At 52.9% G+C, this 14,699-nt stretch carries 12 protein-coding genes; 2 read left to right on the forward strand and 10 right to left on the reverse strand.

Going from position 1 to position 14,699, the window contains the following annotated elements:
- Positions 1 to 73: 73 nt before the first annotated feature.
- Together fakA and JUF22_RS07450 are read right to left on the reverse strand one after the other, a co-directional pair.
- Complete coding sequence (gene fakA / locus JUF22_RS07445) at positions 74 to 1,765, reverse strand: DAK2 domain-containing protein (RefSeq protein ID WP_203645157.1); 1,692 nt, start codon at positions 1,763 to 1,765, stop codon at positions 74 to 76.
- A gap of 32 nt (positions 1,766 to 1,797) precedes the next feature.
- Positions 1,798 to 2,160, reverse strand: coding sequence for an Asp23/Gls24 family envelope stress response protein (locus JUF22_RS07450; RefSeq protein ID WP_061776403.1), 363 nt, complete (start codon positions 2,158 to 2,160; stop codon positions 1,798 to 1,800).
- A gap of 233 nt (positions 2,161 to 2,393) precedes the next feature.
- On the opposite strand from JUF22_RS07450, the gene rpmB reads away from it, so the two are divergent.
- Positions 2,394 to 2,579 (forward strand): 50S ribosomal protein L28, encoded by a 186-nt coding sequence (rpmB, locus tag JUF22_RS07455; RefSeq protein ID WP_048736175.1) that lies wholly within the window; start codon positions 2,394 to 2,396, stop codon positions 2,577 to 2,579.
- A 240-nt stretch (positions 2,580 to 2,819) separates the two neighbouring features.
- The gene (locus JUF22_RS07460; protein ID WP_203645159.1) at positions 2,820 to 3,251 is read left to right on the forward strand and encodes a GNAT family N-acetyltransferase; all 432 of its coding nucleotides are present in this window, start codon (positions 2,820 to 2,822) and stop codon (positions 3,249 to 3,251) included.
- Positions 3,252 to 3,357: 106 nt separating this feature from the next.
- Here the strand turns inward: JUF22_RS07460 and JUF22_RS07465 are convergent, their stop codons facing one another.
- The 8 genes from JUF22_RS07465 to priA all read right to left on the reverse strand — a co-directional run bounded on the left by JUF22_RS07465 (position 3,358) and on the right by priA (position 14,682).
- A complete protein-coding gene (locus JUF22_RS07465; RefSeq protein WP_203645161.1) occupies positions 3,358 to 4,032 on the reverse strand; it encodes a thiamine diphosphokinase in 675 nt (224 codons plus the stop codon).
- The gene (rpe, locus tag JUF22_RS07470; RefSeq protein WP_203645163.1) at positions 4,032 to 4,685 is read right to left on the reverse strand and encodes a ribulose-phosphate 3-epimerase; all 654 of its coding nucleotides are present in this window, start codon (positions 4,683 to 4,685) and stop codon (positions 4,032 to 4,034) included. The genes JUF22_RS07465 and rpe overlap by 1 nt, the downstream gene beginning before the upstream one ends.
- A gap of 12 nt (positions 4,686 to 4,697) precedes the next feature.
- Positions 4,698 to 5,594, reverse strand: a complete 897-nt coding sequence (gene rsgA, locus JUF22_RS07475; protein WP_203645170.1) for a ribosome small subunit-dependent GTPase A — start codon at positions 5,592 to 5,594, stop codon at positions 4,698 to 4,700.
- Between the two features lie 699 nt (positions 5,595 to 6,293).
- On the reverse strand, positions 6,294 to 8,324 hold the full coding sequence (gene pknB, locus JUF22_RS07480) for a Stk1 family PASTA domain-containing Ser/Thr kinase (protein WP_203645172.1): 2,031 nt from the start codon (positions 8,322 to 8,324) through the stop codon (positions 6,294 to 6,296).
- Positions 8,324 to 9,070, reverse strand: coding sequence for a Stp1/IreP family PP2C-type Ser/Thr phosphatase (locus JUF22_RS07485; RefSeq protein ID WP_203645174.1), 747 nt, complete (start codon positions 9,068 to 9,070; stop codon positions 8,324 to 8,326). Before JUF22_RS07485 ends, pknB begins: the two co-directional genes overlap by 1 nt.
- Positions 9,071 to 9,082: 12 nt before the next feature.
- A complete protein-coding gene (rsmB, locus tag JUF22_RS07490) occupies positions 9,083 to 10,426 on the reverse strand; it encodes a 16S rRNA (cytosine(967)-C(5))-methyltransferase RsmB (RefSeq protein ID WP_203645176.1) in 1,344 nt (447 codons plus the stop codon).
- On the reverse strand, positions 10,426 to 11,370 hold the full coding sequence (gene fmt, locus JUF22_RS07495; RefSeq protein ID WP_203645178.1) for a methionyl-tRNA formyltransferase: 945 nt from the start codon (positions 11,368 to 11,370) through the stop codon (positions 10,426 to 10,428). The genes rsmB and fmt overlap by 1 nt, the downstream gene beginning before the upstream one ends.
- Before the next feature lie 894 nt (positions 11,371 to 12,264).
- Positions 12,265 to 14,682 carry a primosomal protein N' gene (priA, locus tag JUF22_RS07500; protein WP_203645180.1) on the reverse strand — a complete coding sequence of 806 codons (2,418 nt, stop codon included), beginning with the start codon at positions 14,680 to 14,682 and terminating at the stop codon, positions 12,265 to 12,267.
- Between the last annotated feature and the right edge of the window lie 17 nt (positions 14,683 to 14,699).

Here is a 14,699-nt window from a genome sequence, read left to right on the forward strand (position 1 = left end):
GTGCTTCCCTCCCGTCACTGGTGATAGCGAAAAAAAGACTGGACCATTAGCCCAATCTTTTTTCGTTTACCGGTTATTCAACCGAAATCAAGAATGGGTAAACCGGTTGGTCCCCTTCATGAACTTCTGTTTCTAAATCATCATCCAACGCTTCGACCTGTTGTTGCAATTGTTCCGCAACCTCGGCCGTCGTGTCAGAACCGTAAATAATCGTAATGATTTCACTCTCATCATCGAGCATGGCCTTCACCGTGTCCACGGCGGTCTTTAACAGATCGGCGTCGGTCACTTTGATGGTCCCGTCAACGATGCCCATGAAGTTCCCTTCCTTGATGTCAAACCCATCGAGTTGGGTATCGCGAATCGCGTGGGTCACTTGACCACTCTTCACGGCGCTCAGATTATCTTCCATGGCTTCTTGGTTTTCTGCCAATTCAGCATCTGGATTGTAACCGAGCATGGCCGTCATCCCTTGCGAAACCGTCTTGGAATGGACGATAACGGCTGGAACGTCAGCGACCTTAGCGGCTTGTTCAGCGGCTAAGAAAATGTTTTTGTTGTTAGGCAACACAATGGCCCGTTTGGCTTGGCTTTGGTTGATGGCATCCACAATATCCTGCGTACTTGGATTCATGGTTTGCCCACCGTTGACCACGTGGGTCACGCCTAAGCTCTTGAACAACGTCCCGAGACCTTCACCGGCGGCAATCGCAATGATGGCCGTATCGGCAGGGGCTTCGTCGGTTGCTGTGGCCACCGGAGCGGCTCCAGTTTCTTCATCGTGTTCCATGATGGTCTCCTGTTGCATCCGCATGTTATCAACCTTGACCTTGGCTAAATCACCAAATTCTTGGCCCCAGGCGATAACCTTACCAGGGTGTTCCGTGTGGACGTGAACCTTGACGATTTCTTCATCGTTCACGACCAACAGGGAATCCCCTAAATCAGCGAGATACTTGTAGAAGGTATCGTAATCAAAGTCGTGGTCAACTTGTTTCCCACGACCGATACGAACCATGATTTCGGTACAGTAACCGTACTTGATGCTGTTAGGATCTAATTTTCCCTGAACACTCTGATGGTGCGCAGCGTCGATCATTTCGTCCATTTCAGCATCGTCTGGCTTGTAGTCGCCCTCTTCAGAGACGCGGCCGTTCAGGGAGTCGTTGAAGGCTTCCAGCACAAAGGTCAACCCTTGGCCACCGGAATCCACAACGCCCACCTGCTTCAAGACAGGCAGTAAGTCTGGCGTGGTTGCCAAAGCAGCCTTGGCCGCTTCAAAAACGGCGTCCATGACAGCTAAGACGTCATCGGACTCCTTAGCCGTGTTTAAGCCCGCCTGAGCGCCTTCACGAACAACAGTCAGGATAGTTCCCTCTGTTGGCTTCATAACGGCCTTATAGGCGGTCTCTGCGCCGGCTGCGAAGCCATCGGCCAAATCTTGGGCCGTCAGCGTTTGCTTGTCAGCTAACTTTTTGGAAAAACCACGGAAAATTTGGGACAGGATCACACCGGAATTTCCCCGGGCGCCCATCAGTAAGCCCTTGGCCAAAGCCACGGCCAGGACACCGACCGCCGTGCTATCAGCATCGCGTTCGTACTTGGCCCCACTTTGTAAGGACAGGCTCATGTTGGTCCCAGTATCCCCATCAGGAACTGGGAAGACGTTCAATGAATTAATAAAATCAGCGTTTTGGTTTAGCTTTTGCGAGGCGGCTTGGACCATCTTACCAAACTCAAGATTAGTAATTTCTGTTACTTTCAACTAAGTTTCCTCCTTGATTTCAGTACGACTGGCTAATCAGCCAATACCCGCACCCCTTGTACGATGACGTTCACTGAGTTTGCGGTAACCCCCAGCATTGTTTCTAGGTTATATTTAACTTTAGACTGGACGCTGCGTGACACTTCGGAAATCTTGGTTCCGTAGCTGGCAATCACGTACACGTCAATGGCAACCCCGTTCTCTTCTTGGCGAACGACGACCCCGCGGGCATAATTCTCCCGCCGTAAAATATCGTTAACGTTGTCACGGATCTGATTCTTACTTGCCATGCCCACGACACCATAGTTATCAGTCGCGGCTCCCCCAACAACGGTCGCAATCACTTCATTGGTAATATCAATTGTTCCGTACTGAGTTTTAATCTTTACGGCCATGGAAATAGCCTCCTTGTCTGGATATAGAATCTTTAACAGAAATTAATCTTACCACAACCCAAGCAAAAATAGAAATAGGAACTCTGAAATGCTTGTTCTTACGGTAAATAAGTGTCAAGTAAATTTCCTTGAAAGAAAACATTGCTTTCCACAAAATTGTATGGTAAATTATTCAGGTGAGTAAAAAGCACTGCTTTTTAAAAGTAATGAATCCATAAAGGAGGGTTTACGCCATGGCAAAGGATTTTCTCAACGGCAAGCGGACGCGCTTCGGTAACAAGCGTTCTCACGCTTTGAATTCAAGTCGTCGCGCTTGGAAGCCGAACTTACAAAAGGTTCGCATCTTAGTGGACGGTAAGCCGAAAAAAGTCTGGATTTCAGCTCGGACTTTGAAGTCAGGTAAGGTTACGCGTGTCTAGTTTCTAGATATGATTAATCTTGAAAGCACTAATCAGCATTTGCTGGTTGGTGCTTTTTTATTCACTTTTTTCGTATCGAGTCCCTTACTGATTGGATTCATTAACAGTTACTTCTATATGGTAGTTTACCATTGTTCATCTGGACGAAACAGTGATTGCCCTTGCTGGCCCCCAACGACGCTTCTTGCTAAGATAGACCTATCAGTCCTACCCTAAAATTAAATTCGGAGGTTCTCCCCCATGCTTACCCATACCTTGGCCACACCGGCCGATTATCCTCGACTCACGGCCATTTGGACGCGTTCGGTGACGGCGACCCACCATTTCTTAAGCCTAGCTGACCGTGAAGCCATTCAGCGTGACTTGCCCCGATATTTTGCGCAGGTCACACTGTGGCGATGGCAACTGGACGGACACCTGATTGGTTTCACTGGCATGGCTGGCAGCGACCTGGCCATGCTCTTCTTGGACCCAACCTACTTCCGCCACGGCTACGGTCAACAGATCATCCGTATCCTGATGAAAACAGCGAATCTCCAGACGGTCACGGTGAACGCGCAAAATCCGGGCGCCTTGGCCTTTTACCAGCGTCAGGGATTTAAGATTATTTCTCAAAATCCCCTCGACGCGGACGGGCGCCCTTACCCGATCATCAATTTGTCTCTGACTTAAAATTTTTCCCAAATAAATAAGACACACAAAATTCTTTTTACGGAATTTTGTGTGTCTTATTTTTAATTTCAGTAAAAACTTAGTACTTATCTCAGACCAGTAACCCTTACTCGTGCCGAGCCTCGTAGGTGTCACAGCTTTGGATGACGCAGAGCACGCCCGTGTCGAACTGAAATTCCCCGGTATCGCCAACAAACTCGTTGCTGGCAAAGGAAATCGGGTACGGAATCGGTTCGTCATGGAGCTGGTACTTCTCATCGATCAAGCTGAGATGGTCGATGGGCGTCAACGGCACAAAGGCCAGGTAATTCTTGTCGGGTTCCTTCTTCAACGTATAATGACCCGGTAAATAGTACGTAATCGTATTCTGTTTATCAATCAACCGAATTCGACTCGCATACAACTTGTACTGGGGTTCCAACACGATAAAGAGGTTCGCCAAAAAGTGATCCAGCCGACCGCCCGTCGCACCATAAATGTCGACGTTGTCAGCCCCGTAGTCACCAAAGGCCACGGAGACCGCCATCTGCGTATCGGTAAAATCTTTTTCGGGCTGCGACTGTCGAATGTCTTTGACATTGCGCCGCACCCGTTGTAATTCCGGTGCCGCCAGGGAATCAAAATCCCCAATGGCCGCCACCGGTTGCACATTGTGATCGATTAACCGTAAAGTCCCCCGATCAACGCCAATCCAGGGGCCAACGATTTTCTCAGTGAGGTCTGCCGGCCAGTTGGCCTTGGGACCCCCCACTAACAGATTATACGTTCCGCCCCGGGGCATTATTTTGTTGCGTCCTTCAGGGCTTGAATCCGGGCAGCTGGGTCTTCGGCGTTGAAGACGTATGAACCAGCAACCGCAACCGTAGCACCGGCCTTGGCACAATCAACAACGGTTTGATCGTTGACCCCACCATCGACTTCGATATCAAAGTCGTAACCCTTGGCCTTCTTGATGGCATCCAATTCGGCAATCTTGGCAACCGTGCTGTGTAAGAACTTCTGACCACCAAAGCCAGGGTTGACCGTCATAACCAATACTTGGCCGACCATGTCCAGAACGGGTTCGATCATGGAAACGGGCGTCCCAGGGTTGATAACAACTTCTGGCGTTGCACCGGCGTTTTGAATCATTTGTAAGGCCCGGTGAATGTGTGGCGTTGCTTCAACGTGGACACCAATGATGTCGGCGCCAGCCTTGGCAAAGTCTTCAACGTAACGTTCTGGATTTTGGACCATCATGTGAACGTCTAAGACCATCTTAGTGATTGGCCGAATTGCCTTGACCCAACCGGGACCGTAAGACAGGGCTGGGACGAAGTTACCGTCCATGATATCGATGTGTAAGACTTCAGCACCGGCTTGGTCGACCTTTTCGATGTCTGGTTGGAGGTTCACGTAATCTGCACTTAAAATTGAAGGCGCTACTTTAATCATAAAATCTCTTCCTCATTTCTTCTTGTTATAAATTGGTTTTTGATTCTTTAACAACGTAAGTAATTGTAAATAATTATCGTACCGACTCTGCAGGAAGTCCCCGTTCGTCAACCCGTCCTTAACGGCACAGCCTGGTTCATTCACGTGGACACACCCACGGAACCGACAGTCACTAGCCACGTTCAAAAATTCTGGGAAGTAGTGACACAGGTCACGGTAATCGATCGTCAACGTTTCATACGAGGAGAACCCTGGCGTATCAGCCACTAGGCCACCCGCAATCGGCATCAGACTCACCTTCCGCGTGGTATGTTTCCCCCGGTTTAACGCGGTCGAGATTTCTCCCGTCGCTAACGCCAGGTCCGGCGAAATGTGATTCAACAGCGTGGATTTCCCCGCCCCGGTCTGACCCATGATGACGGTCTCTTGGCCCTTTAACGTGGCCTTGAGTTGGTCAAGACCCTCTGTGGCAAACGGTTCCCGGGTCAGACAAACTGTGTACCCAATCTTCCGGTAACCGGCCGCCAAGGTTTCAAACTCCTGGTAGCGGGCATCGTCGATCAAGTCGGTCTTCGTGAAATAAATCACGGGAGTAATGTCACTGACCTCTAACGCAATCAGTTGACGATCCAGTAGGCCGGTCGAAAACTCAGGTGACGCCACGGCCGTAACCACGACGCCCTGATCAACGTTAGCCACGGGTGGCCGCGTTAATTCGTTATCCCGCGGTAAAATCTCCAGCACATAGCCTTCCTTAGGTGACGTACTTTCAAAGGTTACCCGGTCGCCCACGAGCGGCGTGATCTTGCGTTTCCGAAAGTTTCCCCGTGCGCGCGTCCGGTAAGTTTGGCCCTCACTGTAGATATCATAAAAGCCACTGAGTGATTGACGAATCTGTCCTTCTGACATGCAGCACCTCCTTTAAACTCTTTCCTTTCAGTTTACACTAATTTGCAGTTCGGCACTAGTTTTCCTGCAGATTGTGTTAGTTCAATTGTCAGCAAGGCTAAAAATATGTGGTGAATGACGACCGTTCCCGCCGGTAGGCTCAAGCGGTCCTGCTGTGGGGAACGGTGCCAGCCTGAGGAGCAGTCTGCCACCTCGCCTTTGAGCCCCCAAAACGGTCTCAAAGGTCGTCCCGTGCTCTAGACTGAGAAGCCCACTCAGTCAAGACCACCGACACAGCTGTTCACCTTGACCCGCCTCTGGTCACTGACATGGACCCCGTATTCTCACTAGTTTGGTGCTGGCAGTGGACTATCGACTATTGACTGACCCATCGTCATACTCGTGTCTAACGACAATTACATTTTTACGTTGCATCAAAAAACTCGGTCCCACCAACTAAGGTAAGCACCGAGTTCTAATTACTAATTAAAGTTAACCCCTACAGACAGTCCCAAGCACTAACACCGTGTTAGCCGTGAGGGTGGCCAAAATGGGCTCAGCCGTGGGAATTCTCTTAGTAGCTTGGCTACTTAGAGAATTGGTATCTTTGAGACGTGACTTTCGGCTCAAAGTAAGCCTAGAGACCGCTCTTTGGCTCTAGGCGCCCGCCCACAGCGTTCCGGCCCATTTTGGCCACCCGGTAAGGCGAAACAACGTGTGTTAGTTCTTAGTGACGTGGCTGTCGGAAGCGATGACGTGGCCGTCTCTGACCACCTTATACGCCCCCGCCTTGCCAGACGCCACGGTGAATGGCAGCGTTACGCTGGTATCCGCCGTGATCGTCATCTGCTTGTAGATGGTGCTCAACGAGTGGTCCTGATCCTTCAGGTAGATCTGAACCAAGTTCGACGCCGACGAGCTACTGCTACTGCTGCTCTCATCGCTGTCGTCGCTTTCACTCTCGCTGTCGCTATTATCAAATGGAATCTTAACGTTCACGCTGAACTGATCGACGCTGGAGCTACTCTCGCTCTCCGCGCCCCGTGACAGGGTCAAGGTGACCTCGTCACCCTCCTGCACAACGGCGCCCTCACCAGGAGACTGCTTGATGACGCGGCCCTTGGTAACGTCGCTGGAGTAGGCGTAGTCAAACGCCAGGTTCAGGTTGTGATTGGTCGCGTAGCTCTGGGCTTGGGCCTTGGTTTTATCCGTCAGGTCCGCGAGCGTCACGGTTGCCGATCCGGTCGACACCGTAAAGGTTATGTCCGTCCGTGACGGCACGACCCGTTCGCCAGCGTTCACACTCTGTTGCATGATTTTGCCGGCCGGAACGCTGGTTGAATGCACGGACTCCCGATGAACGGTAAATCCCAGGGCCTCCAACTTAGCGGCGGTGCTGGCGTACGAATCACCCTGATAATCGGCTAGCTTGTAGCGCTTAGGACCCGTGCTGATCCACAAATCTACGACCGTCTCGCGTTTGAGCTGGGTCCCGGACCGGGGCTCCGTTCGCACGACTCGGTTCACTTTGACCTTGGAACTAGCCGTCTTGTGGACCTTGCCAACGCTCAGATAGGCGTCCTGCATCCGCGATTTGGCCACGGTTTCGGTTCGCCCAGTCACATCGGGCACACTGGTCATCTGTGGCCGGAAGAGCGCCATGCCAATCAGAATGCCGGCAACCAGTAAAAGTACAACGAGGCCGGCCAGCAGAAATTTACGCCGTCGCGGATGCCGGGTCTTCTTACGACCCTTCTTGTCAACTTTTTGCGGCGTCTCTTCGTCATCGGCCTTGGCCGCTGGCTTGGAATCCGCCTTCGTGGCCGCTTCGGCCGCAACGGGCGCGGCCGAGCTCAATGCGCTGAGGGGCAAGACCTTGGTCTCCCCATCATCGTCCTGAACGGGCGTAAATTTGCGTTCACCCGCCCGCTTGGGGGACAGCGAGGTTTTTAAATCAGCTGCCATACTCGCGGCATCTACGTACCGGTCTTCCGGCCGTTTGGATGTGGCCTTGAGGACCACGTTTTCCAAGGCTTGGGGAATCCGCGGGTCGATCTCACGGACGGACGGAATCTCCGATTGGAAATGCTTCAAGGCAATTGAAACGGCGGTTTCACCCTCGAAGGGCACCGTGCCCGTTAACAGTTCATACAAAATGATGCCGAGTGAATAGATGTCGGATTTCTTGGTCGCCATCCCCCCACGGGCCTGTTCTGGTGACAAATAGTGCACCGAACCCAGGACCGTGTTGGTCTGCGTCAGACTGTGTTCCGACAACGCCACGGCAATCCCAAAGTCGGTAATTTTGGCGACTCTGTTTTGATCGATCAAAATGTTTTGTGGCTTCAGATCCCGGTGAATAATGTTGTGTTCATGGGCCGTTTGGACCGCACTCAGGATCTGCTCCATGATTTGAATCACTTCTTGATAGGCAATGGGAAAGTGGTCCTTGATGTAAGCCTTGAGGTCGGTCCCCTCGACGTACTCCATGACCAGGTACTGCATCCCATTTTCCTCGCCCACGTCATAGACCTGAACGATGTTCGGATTGACCAGCTCGGTCGCTGCTAACGCCTCGCGCTGAAACCGACGAATCGTGCTGGGATCGTCCCGCAGATCCAGCCGTAACAGCTTCACGGAGACGTCCCGGTCTAAAATCAGATCGTGAGCTAAATAAACGTTGGCCATGCCACCCTCGCCCAAAGCCCGGACGATGCGGTACCGGCCGCTCAGCGTATACCCCGTCCGCATTAGCCAGCCACCTCCCGTGAGAAGTTGGTCAGTAACAAGACGGTGATGTTGTCCAGCCCACCAGCGGCATTGGCCATGTCGATCAGCTGATCACATTTTTCCTTGGGCGTCTGGTCACTGGTCAGGACGGCCTGAATCTGGTGGTCGTCCACCATGTTGGTCAGCCCGTCGGTACACAGCAACAGCTGGTCACCCAACACTAACGGATACGTGTTGAGGTCAAAGCGCGCGTCGTCCGAGATTCCTAGTGAGCGAATGATCACGTTCTTCTGGGGATGGTGACGGGCGGCCTGACGGCTGATTTCACCGCGTTTGACCAACTCGTTGACCAGCGAATGGTCCTCGGTCAGCTGCCGCAACTCGTCGTCTCGCATCAGGTAGGCCCGCGAATCACCAATGTTGGCGATGACGACCTCTTCTGTGAAATACAGAGCAGCGACAAGTGTCGTCCCCATCCCGTTCAAATCGGCGAATTGGTTGGATTTGTCAATAATTGACTGGTTCTCCGCGGTAATCTCCGTGGCAATCCACTGACGAGCCGCATCCGGCGTGGTTAACTTGGTCTGTTCAAACTCGTGGCCCAGGTGGGAAACGGCCATGGCACTGGCAACGTCGCCACCCTGATGGCCACCGATGCCGTCGGCGATGATGGCGAGGTGTTTCCCTGCCTGGTTCGTGAACACATCCACGTAGTCTTCATTATCATTGCGTTGTTTTCCAATTGACGTGCGGTATGCCACTTCCATGGCTGGTCACCTCTACTTCTTTTTCCGGAAGGCACTGACGAAGAACCCGTCAGAGTCGAAATCATCTGGGTAGATGTTCAACGTATCCGTGTCCCGGTCGCCCTTGACGTTTAATTTAGTGGTTACCCGCATGGACTCGAAGTCGGGATGGGCAGCCAAGAACTTCGCTGCGACATCTGCGTTTTCCGTGTCCAAAATGGTGCAGGTACTGTAAACCAAGATCCCATTTGGCTTTAATTTTTGACTGACAACGTCCAAGATCCCCAGCTGAACCTTTTGCAGCTGTTGGATGTCTTGTGGCGTCTTTTCGTAACGAATTTCTGGTTTCCGCCGAATCAGGCCCAGTCCAGAACAAGGGGCATCGACTAAGATACGGTCAAATTCCTTGTGGGGGAACCGGTCATCAATGTTGCGGGCGTCTAAGGCCACGGCATCGACCCGGTCGGCTACGTGCATCCGTTCGGCATTTCTGTCGATCAAGTCAACCTTCTTGGGATGCAGATCCAAGGCGGTAACTTTCCCACCGGAATGCGCGTCCAGCAAGGCAGCAATCTGGGTCGTCTTGCCCCCAGGTGCGGCACAGGCATCGAGCACTTGGTCCCCAGGACGGACCTGTAAGGCCTCCACTGGTAACATCGCACTCTCATCTTGGATCGTCAGCTCGCCAGTTTCAAAGACATTGCTTTGGTTAGCTGCCTTATCGTCCAAACGGAAGGCGTCGGCGGCAACTACACTAGGCGTGACCGTGTATCCCTGGTCCTTTAAGGATTGTTCAACTTCTTCGGTCGTGGCCACGGCGGTATTGACCCGCACAGACTGGGCGGCCGGTTGATTGATCGTTTCTAAAATGCTGACGGCCTTGTCGTCGCCAACTTGCTTTTGAATCGCCGTAACCAGCCATTCTGGCACGGAGTATTCCAGACTCAACCGTTTCGTTGGGTCTTCAATTTTGCTCAAATCGGGTAAGCCTTGCCGGTCAATGGCGTGCAAGACCCCGGTCACAAAGCGCCGAATGCCTTCGTGGCCCCGGTCCTTGGCCAATTGAATGGCTTCGTTAAAGATGGCCCGCTTGGGAACCCGGTCCAAATATAATTCTTGGTATAACGCCACCAGTAAGGTCATTTTGACCCAAGGTAAGACCTTCTGGTTGGGCTTGATGAAGCCTTCCAGGTAGTATTCCAACGTTAATTGGTGTTGGATCGTCCCGTAAACCAGGTTGGTCACAAACCGCCGGTCGACGTCACTCAAGTTGTTATTTTCTAAGGTTTGTTCCAATTGTAAGTTTGAGTAAGCCCCATTGGATACCCGTGTCAGTGCTTCAACCGCTAAAGCCCGCGGTGTATTATTTTTTGTCATTATTCAGCCACCTGTTCGCCTATTGTCAGTGCGTCGCTCGTCCCGTTCAAGAAGTCCGTGATACTTAGCTTGGGCTTCCCGGCCGGTTGAATCTCGTCAAGGCCTAAGACCCCGTGTTCTCCCGTGGCAATCGCCAGGTGGTGCTTGTCATGGCTGACCAAGGCGCCCGGTTGTAAGTCGGTCGTCTCGTCCAGCACGGTCACCTGCCACAGCTTGGTCCGCACGCCATTTAAGTAAATATGGGCGATAGGGGCCGGCCGTAATGCCCGGACCTTGCAGTCGATCAAATGGGCACTCAGGTTCAAATCAATGCGTTCTTCATCGGACTTGATGGTTGGTGAGAACGTGACCTGGTCCTCATCCTGAGGAACCGGCGTAATTTCACCGGCCAACAGCTTCGGTAAGGTCTCTAGCAATAAGTCGCGACCCAGCAGGCTCAGCTTGTCAAACATGGAGCCAACATCATCTTGATCCGTGATTGGCATGGCTTTTTGGGCCAAAACCGCACCGGCATCCATTTTCTTTTCCATGAACATGATGGAAACCCCGGTCTCCTTGTCACCATTCATGATGGCATAGTGAACGGGCGCGCCACCACGGTACTTAGGCAGCAAGGACGCGTGAACGTTGACCGCCGCCACCTTGGCTGCCTTAAGCAGCTTGGTTGGCAAAAATTGGCCAAAGGCCGCCGTGACAATTAAATCTGGTGCTAATTCAATGGCCCGCGCCATTTCGTCACTACCGGAAATCTTTTGTGGTTGGAGCACTTCGATTCCATTTTCAACGGCGACCTGCTTAACGGGGGATGCCGTTAAGACGTGCTTCCGCCCAACTTTACGGTCCGGTTGAGTCACAACGGCTAAGACGTCATAGCCGTTCTTGATTAAACTACTGAGGATAGGCGCCGAAAACGCCGGCGTGCCCATGAAGATTACTGAAGTCATGCAATGCACCATACTTTCTGTTTTAACATTTGGTTTGAATTTTAACTGGTTATACTTGTGTTTAATTTGCCTTGTTGGGTGACTAACAATGATGAGTTATTCCCGTTCCCGGCAGCGGATTCAAGGTGCCCTGCTGTGGGGAACGGTTCCAGCCTAAGAAACGGGCTTCCACCTCGCCTTGAAACCTCGCTAAACCCGCGAGTTTCCAAGGTCGTCCCATGTTCTAAGCTGAGAAATTCACTCAGCTAAGAACATCGACACAGCTGGTCACCTTGATCCGCCTCTGGTCACTCAGACTGGCTCGTGCATTTTGCTTTGAGTCAATCAATCACTGGCTAGAACTGTTAATTCAACGCTAATCCAATTGAAAAATGAATGACTCGAATCAGAGACAATCCACTCATCTAACAATTGAAGACCGCGAACAAATCAGGCAACCTTCCCCCCAATCAGAATCAACTGACACTGTTGTCGGGTTAACACCGTGTCAGCCGCAGGGCTGGGAAAACTGGGCCGGTCGTGGCAGTGACCAGAGGTGAGCCAAGGTGCCTTGAGCTCGCCGGCGGGAACGGACGCGAGTAGGCCCAGTTTTGTTCGTGAATTTCTGTTCATCCACCATTGAAAATTCACGAATCACACAGCAACCTCCCACTAATTAGAATCAACTGACACTGTTGTGGGGTTAACGCCGTGTTAGCCGCAGGGCTGGTGAAAATGGGCTCAGCCGTGGGAGTTGCCTTAGCGGGTTTCCCGCTTAGGCAACTGCTATCTTTGAGACTCGCTTCTCAGAGGCTCAAAGTAAGTCTGGAGACCGCCCTTCGGCTCCAGACGTGCGCCCACAGCGCCACGGCCCATTTTCACCAGCCTGGAGGCGCGGGCAACGACAAGCACAACCTACATAAAGTTCATTGGTTCTGAATCGATGGTGATGGCTAAGCCGTGGCGGGCCGGAATCTGTGCCGCCTGCCGGATTTTCTCCAGCAACGGCCGCAATTGCGGTTCCCGTTTATATTTAATCACAACTTGATAATAATACTTCCGCTTGACCCGCGCAATCGCCTTGGGCGTGGGACCCAGAACAATGGCGTCCTTGCTCAAGCCCTTTTGCAGGGTGCCGACGATTTGGTACATGGCTTTGGCAGCCGTGGCCTCGTCCTCGTGACTGGCGGTCAGCTGCACGGCAAAGTAATACGGCGGGTAATTTCCCTGGTGCCGCATATGCATTTCCGTGACGAAGAAGCGTTCATAATCCTGTTGTTGTGCCAATTCAATGGCATAGTGGTCCGGGTTGAACGTCTGGATAAAGACCTCGCCAGGCTTTTCCGCCCGGCCGGCCCGACCACTGACCTGTGTCAGTAGCTGGAAGGTCCGCTCGCTGGCCCGGAAATCCGGTAAGCCCAGCGCGGTGTCCGCGTTTAAGACCCCGACCAACGTGACGTTGGGGAAGTCGAGTCCCTTGGCAATCATTTGGGTCCCCAGCAAAATGTCTGCCTGGTGATCGCCAAATTGCCGCAGAATCTTTTCGTGGGCACCCTTGCGCCGCGTGGAGTCCACGTCCATCCGTAAGATGCGCGCCGTTGGAAATTCCTTTTGCAGGGCCGTTTCCACCTTCTGCGTCCCGGTCCCATAGTAGCGAATCTTGCGGCTATGGCAGTTGGGGCAGATGTGGGGAATGGCTTCCTCGTGCCCACAGTAATGGCATTTCATGGTGTGGGTATCCATGTGGAGCGTGAGTGAAATATCACAGTTGGGACATTTCAGCACGAACCCACAGTCCCGGCACATCACAAACGACGAGTATCCCCGCCGATTCAACATCAGAACCATCTGTTCGTGGCGGTCGAGCCGTTCCTGAATCGCCGTTAACAGTGGCTGGGAGAAGTCCCCGTCCGCGCGCTGCTTCACTTCTTCACGCATGTCAACGATGTGGACCGTTGGCAGTGGATGGTCGTTGACCCGTTTCGCCAAAAGTAACCGGGTGTACAACCCCTTGGCAGCGCGGGCGCGCGTCTCTAAGGACGGCGTGGCGCTCCCCAGGACAACGGGGCAATGATTGTACTTTCCCCGCCATAAGGCCACGTCACGGGCGTGGTACCGAGGATTTTCATCCTGTTTATAACTACTTTCATGTTCCTCATCCATGATAATGATGCCGAGGTTTCTCACCGGGGCAAAGATGGCGGAACGCGCGCCGACGACCACGGTGGCTTCACCCTGATCGATACGCCGCCACTCATCATACTGTTCGCCCTTAGACAAACCACTGTGCAAGACCGCCACGCGCTGGCCGAAACGGGCCTTCACCCGGTTGACCATCTGGGGGGTCAGCGCAATTTCAGGGACCATCATCAGGGCCGTGCGGTGTTGCTGGAGGGCAACGGCAATGCTTTGTAAATAAACTTCGGTCTTGCCACTCCCGGTCACCCCTTCGACCAGGAAGTTTTCGGTTCGCTGCTCATCGACCGCCTTGGTAATAGCGGTCACGGCCACCTGCTGCTCAGCGTTTAACTTTAGCGGCTTCGTGGGGGTAACGGGTTGGTGAAACGGATCACGATAAACTTCCAACGGTTGCTTCGTCAGCCAGCCCTTGTCAGCGGCGGTCGTCATGACGGCGGTGCTGACCCCCGTGGCGTGACTGACTTGGCTTTGGGCCACTAATTTATCCGGGTCCATCGTTTGTAAATAGGCTAACAACTCCGCCTGCTTTGGCGCCCGTTTGGCCACCTCCGCTTGAATCTCCTGAAGTTTGGCAACGGGAAGCGCCGGTTTGATGCCGGTCGTGGTCTTGGCCGCGGCCTTACTGGTGACCTGATACGTCACCTCGACCTTCCCCGCACGCTGCAGCCGCAGAAGCCCCGCCAACGTTGTGTCGGCTAATTTACTGGTATCAAACGCCCGCGGTGCCCCATCCGGAAAATAGGTCGCCATTTCCTGATCCGTCAGCGGCACGGTCGGTTGAATCTGCCGTTCGGTCTGAGCCTTTAACAGGCTGGGCAACATGGTCTGGATACACGTGATGCGAAAGGCATAGGTCGTGTCGGCCAGCCAAGCGGCCAACTGTTGCAGCTCAGTCGTTAAAATGGGCGCGAGATCCAGGACGGATTGAATCGGTTTCAGTTGCCCGTCAAAATTCGTTACATCACTAAGGCCGACCACCACGCCGGAAACGACTCGGTGACCGCGACCAAAGGGTACCGTGACCCGCATCCCGACCTGAACCTGATTTTCCAGGTCGGCGGGAATTGCGTAAGAATAAGGTTCGTTCGTCTGCATCGTTGGCACGTCAACAATAATTTGGCCAATCTGGGCCATGGTCTGTCACCTCGCTT

The organism is Levilactobacillus lanxiensis (assembly GCF_016861655.1).
GTDB lineage: Bacteria > Bacillota > Bacilli > Lactobacillales > Lactobacillaceae > Levilactobacillus > Levilactobacillus lanxiensis.

Coding starts and splice junctions, on each gene's coding strand:
- JUF22_RS07450 (WP_061776403.1), bottom strand. CDS start 2,160: ATGGCCGTAAAGATTAAAACTCAGTACGGAACAATTGATATTACCAAT.
- rpmB (WP_048736175.1), top strand. CDS start 2,394: ATGGCAAAGGATTTTCTCAACGGCAAGCGGACGCGCTTCGGTAACAAG.
- JUF22_RS07460 (WP_203645159.1), top strand. CDS start 2,820: ATGCTTACCCATACCTTGGCCACACCGGCCGATTATCCTCGACTCACG.
- JUF22_RS07465 (WP_203645161.1), bottom strand. CDS start 4,032: ATGCCCCGGGGCGGAACGTATAATCTGTTAGTGGGGGGTCCCAAGGCC.
- rpe (WP_203645163.1), bottom strand. CDS start 4,685: ATGATTAAAGTAGCGCCTTCAATTTTAAGTGCAGATTACGTGAACCTC.
- rsgA (WP_203645170.1), bottom strand. CDS start 5,594: ATGTCAGAAGGACAGATTCGTCAATCACTCAGTGGCTTTTATGATATC.
- pknB (WP_203645172.1), bottom strand. CDS start 8,324: ATGCGGACGGGGTATACGCTGAGCGGCCGGTACCGCATCGTCCGGGCT.
- JUF22_RS07485 (WP_203645174.1), bottom strand. CDS start 9,070: ATGGAAGTGGCATACCGCACGTCAATTGGAAAACAACGCAATGATAAT.
- rsmB (WP_203645176.1), bottom strand. CDS start 10,426: ATGACAAAAAATAATACACCGCGGGCTTTAGCGGTTGAAGCACTGACA.
- fmt (WP_203645178.1), bottom strand. CDS start 11,370: ATGACTTCAGTAATCTTCATGGGCACGCCGGCGTTTTCGGCGCCTATC.
- priA (WP_203645180.1), bottom strand. CDS start 14,682: ATGGCCCAGATTGGCCAAATTATTGTTGACGTGCCAACGATGCAGACG.